10 protein-coding genes are annotated in these 13,101 nt (G+C 73.1%); 6 read left to right on the forward strand and 4 right to left on the reverse strand.

Annotated features, from left to right (window positions below; genetic code table 11):
* The gene (locus ABTY62_RS07340; protein ID WP_352128428.1) at positions 1-1,332 is read right to left on the reverse strand and encodes an ABC transporter substrate-binding protein; all 1,332 of its coding nucleotides are present in this window, start codon (positions 1,330-1,332) and stop codon (positions 1-3) included.
* 138 nt (positions 1,333-1,470) lie between these two features.
* Positions 1,471-2,673 carry an ROK family transcriptional regulator gene (locus ABTY62_RS07345; protein ID WP_352128429.1) on the reverse strand — a complete coding sequence of 401 codons (1,203 nt, stop codon included), beginning with the start codon at positions 2,671-2,673 and terminating at the stop codon, positions 1,471-1,473.
* Between the two features lie 189 nt (positions 2,674-2,862).
* Between ABTY62_RS07345 and ABTY62_RS07350 the strand changes: the two genes are divergently transcribed.
* Together ABTY62_RS07350 and ABTY62_RS07355 are read left to right on the forward strand one after the other, a co-directional pair.
* Positions 2,863-3,885, forward strand: coding sequence for a trypsin-like serine peptidase (locus tag ABTY62_RS07350; protein WP_352128430.1), 1,023 nt, complete (start codon positions 2,863-2,865; stop codon positions 3,883-3,885).
* Between the two features lie 15 nt (positions 3,886-3,900).
* The gene (locus tag ABTY62_RS07355) at positions 3,901-4,392 is read left to right on the forward strand and encodes a hypothetical protein (RefSeq protein ID WP_352128431.1); all 492 of its coding nucleotides are present in this window, start codon (positions 3,901-3,903) and stop codon (positions 4,390-4,392) included.
* A gap of 99 nt (positions 4,393-4,491) precedes the next feature.
* On the opposite strand, the gene ABTY62_RS07360 is transcribed toward ABTY62_RS07355, so the two are convergent.
* Entirely contained in the window at positions 4,492-5,595 is a 1,104-nt protein-coding gene (locus ABTY62_RS07360) for a mechanosensitive ion channel family protein (RefSeq protein WP_352128432.1), read from the reverse strand.
* A 368-nt stretch (positions 5,596-5,963) separates the two neighbouring features.
* Here ABTY62_RS07360 and ABTY62_RS07365 point away from each other — a divergent pair, with 368 nt between their 5' ends.
* A complete protein-coding gene (locus ABTY62_RS07365) occupies positions 5,964-6,500 on the forward strand; it encodes an HNH endonuclease (protein ID WP_352128433.1) in 537 nt (178 codons plus the stop codon).
* A 273-nt stretch (positions 6,501-6,773) separates the two neighbouring features.
* Here ABTY62_RS07365 and ABTY62_RS07370 read toward each other — a convergent pair whose 3' ends face one another.
* Entirely contained in the window at positions 6,774-9,758 is a 2,985-nt protein-coding gene (locus ABTY62_RS07370; protein WP_352128434.1) for a beta-N-acetylglucosaminidase domain-containing protein, read from the reverse strand.
* A gap of 480 nt (positions 9,759-10,238) precedes the next feature.
* Between ABTY62_RS07370 and ABTY62_RS07375 the strand changes: the two genes are divergently transcribed.
* From ABTY62_RS07375 to ABTY62_RS07385, 3 genes are read left to right on the forward strand one after another with little or no spacing between them, the layout of a single operon-like run.
* Positions 10,239-10,520, forward strand: coding sequence for a hypothetical protein (locus tag ABTY62_RS07375; protein ID WP_352128435.1), 282 nt, complete (start codon positions 10,239-10,241; stop codon positions 10,518-10,520).
* An 11-nt stretch (positions 10,521-10,531) separates the two neighbouring features.
* Positions 10,532-12,766, forward strand: coding sequence for a 4-alpha-glucanotransferase (gene malQ, locus ABTY62_RS07380; protein WP_352128436.1), 2,235 nt, complete (start codon positions 10,532-10,534; stop codon positions 12,764-12,766).
* Positions 12,763-12,999 carry a hypothetical protein gene (locus ABTY62_RS07385; RefSeq protein ID WP_352128437.1) on the forward strand — a complete coding sequence of 79 codons (237 nt, stop codon included), beginning with the start codon at positions 12,763-12,765 and terminating at the stop codon, positions 12,997-12,999. Before malQ ends, ABTY62_RS07385 begins: the two co-directional genes overlap by 4 nt.
* The last annotated feature ends 102 nt before the right edge of the window (positions 13,000-13,101 follow it).

Genomic DNA, 13,101 nt, shown 5'->3' on the forward strand with positions numbered 1-13,101 from the left:
TCAGTCCTGAGCCTGGAGAATGTCGGCGTCTATCTGGTCGTCAAGTTCCCTGAGGCCCTTGTCCAGGTCATGGACCTTTCCCGCCTCCACGTTGTACGAGAAGTCCTGGAGCGAGGTCACGTACTGTCCGCCGTTGACCGAGGGCGGAAGGGCGTTGCTGTACTTGTTCTGCGCGATGTCGAGGAAGGCGCGGAAGGTCGGATCGGGGTCCAGCTTCGGCGAGGTGAGCGCCGCCCTGGTGGACGGCACATTGTGAATGGCGTTGGCGAAGGTGACCACCTGATCGGTGTCGGCGGTCAGGAAGCGCACCAGTTCCCAGGCGGCGTTCTGGTGTCTGCTGCTGTGCGCGATGCCCGTGACGGTGCCGGTGAGATATCCCCGGCCGTAGGTGTCTGCCTGGTCGTCGGGCACGGGCAGCGGGGCGGTGCCCCACGTGAATTTGGTGTCCTTGAGGAAGAGGCCGCGCCATTCACCGTCCAGGTGCATGGCCAGCTTGCCGGTCAGAAAGGCGTTCTGGGAGGAGAACTCATCGCCGAAGGAGGCACGGAACGTCTCCAGAGCCCCGTATCCGCCCTGTTCCCCGATCAGGTCCCGCACGGTGGCATAGAATTCCTTGATCTTTCCCTCCTTCTCCAGCCGTGCCTTTCCGCTCTTGTCGAAGTACGTCGGGCCCCACTGGGCGAAGAGCCGGTCCGGGCTGTTCTGGTAGAGCCGGAAGTTGGGCATGAAGCCTACGCGCTCCAGGCCGCCGCCCTTGGTGCGCTTGGTCAGCTTGGCGGCATCCCGCTTGAGCTCCGACATGGTGCGCGGGGGCCGCGCGATACCCGCTTCCTTGAAAGCGTCCTTGTTGTAGTACATGCCGTAGGCGTCGGCGAGCAGCGGCAGCGCACACTGCTTGCCCTCATAACTGGTGTAGTCCAGAAGCGTCTTGGGGAAGACCTTCTTCTTGTCGAGACCGGTTTTCTTCATGAACGGGTCGAGATCGGCCCACATTCCGGACGAGCAGTACTGGCCCACATTGTTGGTGGTGAAGGAGGTGACGACGTCGGGGGCGTCGCCGCCGCCCGCGCGCAGCGCCTGATTGATGGTCTCGTCGGTGACATTGCCGACGGACTTCACCTTGATATTGGGGTGGAGCTTCTCGAAGCGGGCGATGCTGGCGTTGATCGCGTTGACTTCGTTCTTCTCCGACCAGCCGTGCCAGAACTTGAGCGTGACCGGTTTGGTCGGGTCGTCGTCTGCGCTGCCGGTGCTCGGGTTGGCGCAGCCCGCGAGGAGCAGGGCGGCGGCGCCGAGCGCCGACGCGAGGTGGGCCAATGGTCGTCGTGGCATGGGCGGACTTCCTTGTGCACGGGGGAAACGGCAGGGGAAGCGGCGGTGCGGGGCGCCGGGCGGGGGGTTGGGTACGGCGGGAACCGGAAAGGGCCGGGCGGTGTATAGGAGACAGGCGATAGGGGACAGGGGAAGGGGTCAGGCGGTGTCGAAGACGGTGTGGCGGGCATCGGCGAGCGCCCTCTGGAGCGCGCCGATGAGGATCGGGTCCCCCTCGATGGCGCTGATCCGCAGCTGCGGCCGGGGCAGCGCGAGCCCGGTCATCTCGGCCTCGACCAGTTCGCGCAGCCGCTCCCCGCCGGCCTGGGCGACCTGCCCGGAGAGCACCACCAGCTCCGGGTCGACCACCGCCACGACCGAGGCGAGCCCGGTGGCCAGGCGGCGGGCCAGCTCGGTGAGGACGGCGTCGCCGGCGCCGGGCGTGCGCAGCGCGGTGGCGAGCGCCTTGGCGGCGGTGGGTGCCTCGATGCCGTGCTCCCGGGCCAGTTCGACCACGGCGGGGGAGCCGACCAGCTTCTGGAAGCCCCCGCCCGCGTCCGGCCGGGCGGCGCTGTCGTCCCCGCCGCGCGCGAGCGGAGCGCCGGGCAGCGGCATATAGCCGATCTCCCCGGCACCGCCGGTGGCCCCGCGCAGCAGTGTGCCGCCGAGCACGATGGCCGCGCCGACGCCGTCGTCGGCCCAGACCAGCGCGAAGTCGTCGAAGTCCTGCGCGGTGCCGTGGTGCTGCTCCGCGACGGCCGCGAGGTTGACGTCGTTCTCGATCACCAGGGGCGTGCCCAGCACCTCGGCCAGCTCGTCGCGCATGGTGCGGGACTGCCAGCCCGGCAGATGCGGCGCGTAGCGCAGCACCCCGGTGTGCGGGTCGAGCGCGCCGGGGGTGCCGATGACGGTCTGCCGCAGCTCGTCCCGGGTCAGCCCGGCGGCGGCCAGCGCGCCGTCCACCGCCTCGGCGACCAGCTCGCCGGTGCGGTTGCGCACCGACTCGGAGGTCGCCTCGGCGTTCACCCGGTGCTCGCCGAGGATCCGGCCGGTGATGTCGGCGACGGCGGCGGTGATGCCCTCCTGGTCGACGGCGAGCGCCGCGACATGGGCGGCGGCCGGGTTGATCTCGTACAGCTGGGCGTTGGGCCCCGGCCGTCCGGTGACGTTCCCGGTCGTCCTCACCAGTCCGGCGGCCTCCAGACGGGTCAGCAGCTGGGAGGCGGTGGGCTTGGAGAGCCCGGTCAGCTCGCCGAGCCGGGTCCTGGTCAGCGGTCCGTGCGCGACCAGCAGTTCGAGCGCGGCCCGGTCGTTCATGGCGCGCAGCACGCGCGGCGTCCCCGGAGTGCCTGATGCCGCCATGGTGGGTGCCCCCGTATCGCTCGAGCTTCTCTGTTAAGAAACTTTCCTATTGATGAACAGCAAGGTAAGGGGCGGCGCCGCGAGGCGTCAATGGGTGCGGCCGGGTCAGTGGGGTGGGCTGAGGGATCCTCCACCGGAGGTCCAGCGGCGCCTGCCACGGTCGCGGCCAGTCGAGAGAACGGGGAGTCGATGAAAAAGACCTCACGAGGGCCGCTCACGGTGCTGATCGCCGTGCTGCTCGCGGTCGCCGCCGGCGCCGGTGGAGCGACGGCCGCGTCGGGCGGCCCGGGTGGCGCCGGTGGCGCGAGGGCCGTCTCGGGCGGCGCGGGCACGGCGTCGGCGGCGCTGACGGACTCCGGAGGTGCCCGGGCCACCGACCGGGCGGCCGCGGCCGACGCGGTCCGGGCGTACTGGACGCCGGAGCGCATGCGGCACGCCGAATACGAGGGCGGCGGCCTGCCCCGAGGCGCGATGGAGCGCGTCCGGCGGCAGGTCGCGGACCCCACCGGCGAGCCCGGCTCCGTCCCCCCGGCCGCGGCGAGCAGTTCGGGCCCGCCCGCCGCGGCCGCCGAGATCCCGACCCGCGTCGGGCGGATCTTCTACGTCGACCCGTTCGACGGCATGGACAAGGCATGCGACGGCAACCCGCTGAACAGCGGCTCGCGCCGGCTGGTGGTCACCTCCGGCAGCTGTGTGTTCAGCAGGGCCGCGCACACCTGGATGAGCAACTGGGTGTTCATTCCCGGCTATTTCAGGGGGAGCGCGCCCTACGGCAAGTTCGTCGGCGACTGGGGATACACGTTCAACGCGTGGATCGACAACGGCAACATGAACTACGACTTCGGGCTGGCGACCACCCACCCCAACGAGTCCGGCCAACGGCTCGTCGACAGGGTCGGCGGCGACGGCTTCGCCTGGAATCAGCCCAAGGAAGTGTTCGTGAGCGCCAACGGATACTCCGTCAACGGGCAGATCCCCTCCGGGTGCGGCGGCTACACCCGCCCCGCCTCCTTCGGGGGCATCGAGCTGCCCTGCGCCCCGTCGGGCGGCGGGCTCTCCCGGGGCGGCCGCTGGCTGATGAGCATCGATCCCGACACCTCGCTCGGCTACGTCAACGGTGTGACGAGCATTCACCAGCCCAGCGGCTGGCTACAGAGCCCCTACGTCAACACCGAGTTCAGGGACTTCTTCTACCGGGTCGCCGACAGCTGACCGGGAGGGACCATCATGCGCGCTCTGAAGACACTCGCCGCCCGCGCCGCGCTCGCGGTGGGCACGGCCCTGGCGGTCTCCACCGCCCTTCTCGTCCCGGCCGCCCAGGCCGCGGTGGCGCCCGCGGCCGCCGAGCGGGTGGCCGCCGGGCCCACGCTGATCAGCTACGACATCCAGTCCAAGACCCTGACCGGCAGCGGCTTCCTGCCCAGCCACCGGGTGTGGGTCAGGACCGCCGTCTCGGGCGCGGTGCCGACCTGCGGCACCGTCGTCCTCACCGACCTCCGCACCAGCCCCACGCTGCTCCAGACCACGTCCGATCCGTCCGGGAACATCTCCGTCCCGGTGGACCCCAAGGCCACGCTGCCGCCCCTGCTCGTCTGCCCCAACCCGATCATCTACCTCTACGGGGCGTATCCGGGCGAGCACGTCCACTTCAGTGCCCACGACGAGCGCTATGAGAACGGCCGTCTGGTCTGGAGCAACACGCTGACCGTCACGGCGTGAGACGCCGCGCAACGTAAGACCCCGTACGCACAGCCGCGCGACCACCGAGGCTGTGCGTACGGCCGTGTCCCGGCTGCGGCGGTCCCGGCTGCGGCGCGGCTACTTCTGGACGGGCGGGGCGGCCGGCGGCGCGGCGGGCGGCGGGATCGGGGTCGTGGCCATGGACTGGGCGGAGTCCGGGTTGGACAGGGCCGACGGCGCCGCGGCGGTCGCCCCCGCCGAGTTGGCGTCCTCCTCGGGCTGGAGATCCGGGTCCACGGGGCGGCCGACGATGAGGATGCCCGCCTCGTCCAGCGCCTTCTTGATCCTCCACCGCAGCTCGCGCTCGACGCCGACTGCCTTGCCCGGCATCGTCCGTGCGGACACCCTCACGACCATGGAGTCCAGGTAGACCGCGTCCAGCCCGAGCACCTCGATCGGCTCCCACAGCCGCTCGTTCCAGGGCTCTTCCTTCGCCATGTCCACGCCGACCTGCGTGATCAGCGCGCGCACCTCGTCCAGGTCCTCGTCCGCACGGATCTGGACGTCCACGCCGGCCGTGGCCCAGCCCTGGCTGAGGTTGCCGATCCGCTTGACCTCGCCGTTGCGCACGTACCAGATCTCGCCGTTGTCACCGCGCAGCTTGGTGACGCGCAGCCCGACCTCGATCACCTCGCCGGAGGCCACCCCCGCGTCGATCGAGTCGCCGACCCCGTACTGGTCCTCCAGGATCATGAACACGCCGGACAGAAAGTCGGTGACCAGGTTGCGGGCGCCGAAACCGATGGCCACACCCGCGACCCCGGCGCTGGCCAGCAGCGGCGCCAGGTTGATCTGGAGCGTCGCCAGGATCATCAGCGCCGCCGTGCCCATGATCAGGAACGAGGCGACGGAGCGCAGCACCGAGCCGATCGCCGCCGATCGCTGACGCCGCCGCTCGGCGTTGACCAGCAGACCGGCCAGCGCGGTGCCGTCCACGGCCTGGGCGGTGCGGTTCATGCGTTCGATCAGCTTGGTGATCGCACGCCGCACGACGGACCGGAGCACGAACGCGATCACCAGGATCAAGGCGATGCGCAGCCCGATGCTGAGCCAGGTGGACCAGTTCTCCTCCACCCAGCCCGCGGCGTTGGTGGCGCTCTGCTGCGCGTCCTTCAGCGTCGTGGGAGGAGGCGTGGCGTCTGCGGCCGTAGCAGCGGACCAGAACACAGCGAAACCCTTCATGTGCGACATGCCCGCACGGAGGACCGCACGCGCAACCCCTCACACACTAGCCGGGCAAGGGAATGTGCCGTTCCTGTGTTCGAGAGCGCGTGAGGGCGCCGAGGGGGCGTACAAGAGCGGGGTGAGGGCGTCAGCCCAGCGGTTTCCGCCTCGGCCCTTCGGCGGCCCGTGATTCTCGCCACTCCCATGGGCTTCCACGGGCTCGGAAGGCCCCCGGATTCCGCTCTTCCGGCGGTATCCGCGCGGTACGCGGAAATGCCTCTCAACCGTTAACCCGGTGATGGTGGCGTTCCGGCCGGGGTTCAGGGGAAACTGGGGGAGATCGTCCCGGCGCGAGCCACGCGCCGCCGGCGTACAAGGAGGCACCCGTGCCGCATGTCCTGGTCCTCAACGCGTCGTACGAGCCGCTCGGCGTCGTACCGCTCCGCCGCGCGCTCGTACTCGTCCTCAACGACAAGGCCGTCAGCCTTGAGGACTCAGGCGCCCTGATGCACAGCGCGACCCGTGTCATACCCGCACCCAGCGTGGTCCGCCTCAAGCGTTTCGTCCGGGTGCCCTACCGGGGCCCCGTTCCGCTCACCCGCCGCGCCCTGTTCGCCCGTGACGGCGGGCGATGTGCGTACTGCGGCGGCGTGGCGACCAGCGTCGACCACGTCATTCCGCGCAGTCGCGGCGGCCAGCACACCTGGGAGAACGTGGTCGCCGCGTGTCGTCGCTGCAACCATGTCAAGGCCGACCGCCATGTCGCGGAGATCGGCTGGCGGCTGCGGCATCAGCCCGCGCCGCCGTCGGGCCTGGCCTGGCGGATCATCGGCACAGGGCATAGGGACCCGCGCTGGCTGCCATACCTGCAGCCGTACGGCGCGGACGACGCCATGGCCCGGATCGACGGCAAATCTGCCTGAGACCGGGCCATCGTCGTGTCTGCGGAGCGTTCGCGGACGGGGCCCGCGGCGGAGCGGGGGCCGCACGCGGGTTCGCTCCGCGGGGCGGTGTGGGGGCTGGTCGGCGTCCAGCGGATCGTTCCCCGCCCCGCCCCTTCCCGAACCAAGGGCTTGGCCCCTGGACCCCGTATCCGTGGCGGAGCCCCGGTTTCGGGAAGGGGCGGGGCGGGGCAGTGCCCGATGTGCGGTCCGCCGCGTGGCCGCCGCTGGCGTCAAGATCCGCCGGACACCCCGCTAGTCGGCTGTCACCGCGTATGCGGCGACCGACCACAGGGAGTAGCCGAAGCGAGTGGCGCGCTCGGCGCCCTGGATGCGGATGAAGCGGGTGCCGGGGGCGTCCATCCGTACGGTCTCGTGTCCGCCCCGGCCGTCGGAGACGGTCGCCGCCGTGCGCCAGGCGCGGCCGTCGGCCGAGACCTGGACGCGGTAGCGCGAGGCGTAGGCGTCCTGCCAGTGCAGCTCGAGCCGGCCGACGCGGGCCGGGCGGGCCAGCTCCAGCTGGAGCCAGGCGCCGTCCTCGGCGGGGGAGGACCAGCGGGTGGCGGGGTCGCCGTCGATCGCGGCGGAGGCCGGGAAGTCGGGGGTCTCGTCGGCGGAGGACGTGGCCTCGGCGCCGTCCGCGCGGGCCAGGTCCGGGCCGCCGGTGGGCGGGAAGACCCGTACGGTCAGCTCGCTCTCCTGCGAGCCGAAGCGCACCGGCACGGTGAAAGTCCCCGTCTTGGTGGACTCCGGGATCGAAACCTGGATCCGGGCGGTCGCCGTGCCCCCGCGCGGGGCGGTCACCGTCTTGTCGGCCGTGACGCGGACGCCGCGCGGCGCGCGGACGGTGAGCTTGCCGTGGATGTCCTCGGGGCGGCGGGCGGTGACGCGGGCCTCGACGACGGCGCGGCCGCCGGTCTCCGCGTCGACCACGTCCTGGGACAGCCGCAGATCGGCGGCCGGGGTGTCGGCGAACCAGGGGGTGATCTCGTGCACGGCGGGCGGAGTGGTGCCCTCCGCCCAGGTCAGCCGCACCGCGTCGGCCGTTACGCCACGGCCCGCGAGCTGCGTCCAGCCGCTGCCGGAGACCGCGCCGAGCCGCCGCCAGCCCTCCCCGGGGACATGGGCCCAGGCGGTGCCCGGCGAGTCGGCGGCGTGGCCGGTGAGGGCGGAGACGGCGCTGAGCGGGCGGGCGCGGTCGAAGCGCACGGTGACCGGCCCGTCCGGGTCCAGTGAGGTCGCCGCGTCGCCGTCGGCGGCGGCGCGCTGCGCCGCGGAGGTGCGCAGCGAGCTCAGGTCCGCGCCGTCCAGGCCCGCCCAGGCGTCGGCGCGGGCGACGGCCTCCTTCAGGAAGGGGTTCAGGACGCCCTTGCCCACCGTCACCCGGCTCCGCGCGATCTTCTCGCGCAGCCCCTGCACCTCGGTCCGGGCCCGCCAGCCCGCCGCCCCGTCGCCGCGCGCCTGGGCGGTGAGCATGTCCACGGCCCGTACCCCGGCGTCGCCGTAGCGCCCCAGCTGGTCGAGCCAGGGGCCCAGTTCGCCGCCCAGGGTCGCGGCGAGCCGGACGGGGGCGTCCCGCATCGTCGCGAAAGCCGAGCGCAGCCGGTCCGCCGCCCGGTCCAGACGCTTGTCGTCGCCCCCGGACAGCGCCGTCCAGAACTCCTCGATCAGCGGGCGCAGATACGCGGACTCCTCGCCGCCGAGGACCGAGGACGCGTCGTTCCCGGCGAGGGCGCGCAGGGCCGCGCGGGTGCGTGCGTCGGGCCCGGCCAGGTCGTCGACGGCCGCCCGCCAGGACTCCTGGGGGCGGTATCCGCGCGGGTTCCAGGCGAAGTCGGCCGCGGTGAACAGCGCGATACGGGAGGCGGTCGGCTGCTCCATGGCGTTGGCGAGCAGCCCGGCCGACTGGGTGGCGAGGGCCGGGTCGCGCCCGGTGTAGGGGCCGAGGAAGACGCGGTCCTGGGCGTAGTCGTTGACCGGGTAGTTGTCCATGGTGACCAGCGCGTGGCCGAACGCGGCGCGGGCGCCGGCCAGTTCGCTCCCGGTGATGGTCTTGGGCACCACGCCGACGCCGGTCCAGGCGACCTGCACGCCGTGGTCGAGCCGGCCGGCCAGCTCGCGCCGGAAGTCGGTGTCGCCGTCCTGGTAGTACTCGGTCGGCATCAGGGAGAGCGGGGCGGCGTCCGGATGGCGCGCGGCCAGGTGGCTCGCGACCGCGTTGGCGACCTCGGCCTGGGCCTTCGCCGCGGCTTCGGGGCCCGAGCCGAAGGTCTCGGCGTCGCTGTCGCAGTGCCACTCGCTGTAGCTGACGTCCTGGAACTGGAGTTGGAAGGCGCGCACGCCGAGCGCCCACATGGCGTCCACCTTGCGGTTGAGCGCCCTGAGGTCGTCGGCGGAGGAGAAGCACAGCTCCTGGCCGGGGGAGACCGCCCAGCCCAGGGTGACGTGGTTGCGGCGGGCGCGGTCGGCCAGCTCCCGGAACTGCTCGCGCCGCTCGGCGGGGTACGGGTCGCGCCAGCGGGCCTGGCGGTAGGGGTCGTCGCCGGGCGCGTAGAGATAGCGGTTCTGCTTCGTACGGCCCATGAAGTCGAGCTGGGCGAGCCGGTCCCGGTGGGACCAGGGCTCGCCGTAGAAGCCCTCGGTGGTGCCGCGCACGGTGGCCGCGGGCCAGTCGCGCACGGTCACCCCGGGGAAGGTGCCCCCGGTGCCCCCGCCGTTCGCGGGCCGGACCAGGAGCTGGCGCAGCGTCTGGATCGCGTGGAAGAGCCCGTCCGGGCCATTGCCGGACAGCGCGACCGTCGGCACCCCGGCCGCCCGGCCGGCCGCCAGGCGGTAGCCGCCGGAGGGCAGGTCGCCGTCTTCGGGTGCGCCCAGGGCGCGCAGCGCGCTCTGCGCGCCCCGCCCGCCGACGCGCACCACCAGCCCGTCCGCCAGGGGCATGCCCTTGGGGGTGGGCTCGGTGGCCTCGTTGACGATGCGCGCCCCGGCATCGTGCAGCAGGGCGCGCAGCGCGTCCAGCGCGTACGGGTCGGAGTCGGCGTCGGCTATGAGCGTGACCTCCCGGCCCACGCTCACCCCGGATCCCTGGGCGCGCAGCGACTGCGGACGTGGCCAGACGGGCGGCACGCCGCCGTCGCGCTCCCGGTCCGCCGTCGAGGTGCCGGGGGCACCGGGATCCCTGGGTGCGGCGGCCGCGCCCGGCGCGCCTCCCAGCAGTCCGCCGATGACGGCGGCGGCCATGGCCGTGGCACCGGCCGCCCTCGACCTTCGCCCTCGGGTTCCGCGCAGCTGCACGGGCTTCTCCTCGATACGGACTGGTGGTGCGCCTAGGTCTGGCCCTGGTACGCGCCGAGCCCACCACCGCACGCGTGAGGGTGTCAACGACGGTGACCGAAGTGCCGGTAATGCCATGGTGTGTGGTGTGACGAGATGCGCATCACGGCGGGCCGGGGCTGTGTCGAGGAGCGGCTGCGCCGCGTGGCCGCCGGACGCCCCGGACGCCCCCCGGGCGGGCCGGAGCGCGGGTGGTGACTCCGCAAGTCTCACGCCGGAAACCCGGGTTGGTCAGTAAGCTATGTGTCTCGGATCCCTTACTGCCGTCAAATCGCCTGGACCAGGGGAATGTGACCTGAAGCACGCCAGGGGGCCGATTACGTCTGCGGCCGCCTTTCATGGGTAGGCCTGCACCTGTCCCACTGCCGACATCCCACGGAGGCCCGTGTGGCCACGTCAGCTCAGCTTCTGTTCTCCGCCCTCTCCAAACCCGTGACCGCAGCGGGGGAGCCCGACCCGTTCGCCGGGGTCTCCCACCCCGACTGCGGCCTGTGTGGCCTCGAGGGATCCGGTCTGCACACGGAGGCGCCGCTCACCAGTGAGCCCGCGCCCGCCGACTTCGCCCCCCTGACCAGTGAGCCCCCGCTCGCCGCCGAGCCGCCGCTGACGAGCGAGCCGACCGGTGCCGCGTTCGGCATCGGGGCGGGCGCGGAGCCCATGGAGTTCTGAATGGAGTCCTGATGGGCAGAGCGCTCCTCGCCGAGCTGCACGGCGTCGCCACCTCGTACGAGCCCGCCCCCGGTCGCACCGTGCGGGTGTCCGACGACACCGTCGTCGCCGTGCTCGCCGCGCTCGGCGTGGACGCCTCGACCCCCGACTCCGTACAGGCCGCGCTGGAGCGGCACGAGCGCGAGATGCTCGCCCGGCTGCTGCCGCCGTGCGTCGTGGTGCGCCCCGGCAGGCCGCCGCGGCTGCGGCTGCCCGAGGGCACCGCGCTGCGGGTGGAGACCGAGGACGGCGCGGTGCGCGACTGGCGGCCCGGGGCCGACGGCCCCGCGGCCGCCGCGCCGCCCCTGGGCAGCCACACCGTGCACGCCCAGGCCCCCGACGGCCGCTCGGCCGCCGCCACCCTGATCGTCGCCCCCGACCGGATGCCGCAGCCCCCGGCGCGCAGCCACGGCTTCCTCGTCCAGCTGTACTCGCTGCTGTCCGCGCGCTCCTGGGGGATGGGCGACCTCGGCGACCTGGCCGATCTCGCCGCCTGGTCGGGCCGGGCGCTGGGCGCCGGGTTCGTCCAGCTCAACCCGCTGCACGCGGCGGTGCCCGGCACGCCCACCGAGCCCACCGACCCCTCGCCCTACCGCCCCTCCTCGCGCCGCTTCCCCGACCCGGTCCATCTGCGGGTCGAGGACGTGCCCGAGTACGCCCAGCTGCGCGGCGCCCCGCGCGAGCGGGTCGACCAGCTGCTGGACCGGGCCGCCGCGCTGCGCACCGCCGTGCTCCATGAGGGCGCGCTGATCGACCGGGACGCGGTGTGGACGCTCAAGCGGGAGGCACTGGAGCTGGTGCGGGCCGTGCCGCTGAGCCCCGGCCGCCGGGCCGCCTACTGCGACTTCCTGGCCGAGCGCGGCCAGGCCCTGGAAGACCACGCCATCTGGAGCGCGCTCGCCGAGATCCACGGCCCCGCGTGGCGCTCCTGGCCGCACGGCCTGGCCGACCCCGGCTCCGCCGCGGTCGCCCGCGCCCGCGGCGAGCACCTGGACCGGGCCGACTTCCACTGCTGGCTGGCCTGGCTGACGGACGGGCAGCTGGCCGCCGCCCAGCGCGCCGCGCTCGACGCCGGGATGGCCATCGGCCTGGTGCACGACCTGGCGGTCGGGGTGCACCCGTCGGGAGCCGACGCCTGGGCGCTGCGGGACGTCTTCGCGTCCGGGATGTCGATCGGCGCGCCGCCGGACGCGTTCAACTCCCACGGCCAGGACTGGGGGCTGCCGCCGTGGCGGCCGGACGCCCTGGCCGCCACGGGCTACGCCGCCTACCGCGATCTGCTGCGCGGGCTGCTGCGGCACGCGGGCGCGCTGCGCATCGACCATGTGATGGGCCTGTTCCGGCTGTGGTGGGTGCCGGAGGGGCGGGAACCGACCGAGGGCTGTTACGTCCGCTACGACGCGGAGGCCATGCTCGGCGTGCTCGCCCTGGAGGCGCATCGCGCCGGGGCGGTGATCATCGGCGAGGACCTCGGCACGGTCGAGCCGGGGGTGCGGGAGACGCTGGCCGGGCGCGGGGTGCTGGGCACGTCGGTGCTGTGGTTCGAGCGGAACTACCCCAGTGGGGACGGCGGGGACGGCGAGGACGGCGGGGACGGCGAGCAGGGCCGGGGCGAGGCGAGCGGGGAGACCGGGGGTGGGGTGCCCGTCCGCGCCCGCCCGCTGACGCCCGAGGAGTGGCGCGCCGACTGCCTGGCCACCGTCACCACCCACGACCTGCCGAGCACCGCTGCCCGGCTCACCGGCGGCCATGTCGAGCTGCGCCACCGGCTCGGCCTGGTCACCGGCCCGCTCGAGCGCGAACGGGCCGAGGACGCAGTGGAGGTCGCGGAGTGGCTGACGCTGCTGGGGCGGCTGGGGCTGCTGCCGGAGGGGCCGGGCGACGAGGAGGCGGCCGTCAAGGCGGTCCACCGCTTTCTGCTGCGCACTCCGGCGAAGCTGGTCGGCATATGGCTGCCGGACACGGTGGGGGACCGGCGCCCGCAGAACCTCCCCGGTACGTGGAACGAGTACCCGAACTGGCGGCTGCCCATCGCGGACGCGGCCGGCCGCCCCGTATCCCTGGAGGACCTGGTGGCCTCGCCGAGGCTGCACGCCCTGATGGGCGAGGTCACCCGGGAGGCGGGGCGTGCGGGCGGGCGTGCGGGTGTGGGCAGGCCCACCCCGGGCACGCGCGGCGCTAGGCCGTCCGATACCGTGAGTGCGTGAGCAACAAGGTCAAAAAGAACGCCGTTCGCGCCGGTGCCGTCATCGCCGCGACGACGGCCATGCTGATGGTGTCGTCCCCCGCGTTCGCGTTCCGCGACGACGGTGACGACCCGGGTCCGGGCCTGAGCGTCGCTGAGACGCTGGGCCTCTACGTCGTCACTCCCCTTGTGCTGTTCGTCGTGATCGCCGGTCTGGTGATGCTCGGCGACAAGACCCGCAAGCGCAGTGACTGACACGAACTGACACCTAGGACGCTGTGACGAGGGCGCCCCCGGCCGACCGCCGGTGGGCGCCCTTGTTGCGTTCCCGCAGTGACTCTGCCGAGCGACCCTCTC

Origin of the sequence: Streptomyces sp. NPDC097640, assembly GCF_040302705.1 — a bacterium.
Lineage (GTDB): Bacteria > Actinomycetota > Actinomycetes > Streptomycetales > Streptomycetaceae > Streptomyces.

What these genes read in the sequence shown, in the direction of transcription:
- ABTY62_RS07340 (WP_352128428.1), bottom strand. Translation starts at nt 1,332, where the DNA reads ATGCCACGACGACCATTGGCCCACCTCGCGTCGGCGCTCGGCGCCGCC.
- ABTY62_RS07345 (WP_352128429.1), bottom strand. Translation starts at nt 2,673, where the DNA reads ATGGCGGCATCAGGCACTCCGGGGACGCCGCGCGTGCTGCGCGCCATG.
- ABTY62_RS07350 (WP_352128430.1), top strand. Translation starts at nt 2,863, where the DNA reads ATGAAAAAGACCTCACGAGGGCCGCTCACGGTGCTGATCGCCGTGCTG.
- ABTY62_RS07355 (WP_352128431.1), top strand. Translation starts at nt 3,901, where the DNA reads ATGCGCGCTCTGAAGACACTCGCCGCCCGCGCCGCGCTCGCGGTGGGC.
- ABTY62_RS07360 (WP_352128432.1), bottom strand. Translation starts at nt 5,595, where the DNA reads ATGAAGGGTTTCGCTGTGTTCTGGTCCGCTGCTACGGCCGCAGACGCC.
- ABTY62_RS07370 (WP_352128434.1), bottom strand. Translation starts at nt 9,758, where the DNA reads ATGGCCGCCGCCGTCATCGGCGGACTGCTGGGAGGCGCGCCGGGCGCG.
- malQ (WP_352128436.1), top strand. Translation starts at nt 10,532, where the DNA reads ATGGGCAGAGCGCTCCTCGCCGAGCTGCACGGCGTCGCCACCTCGTAC.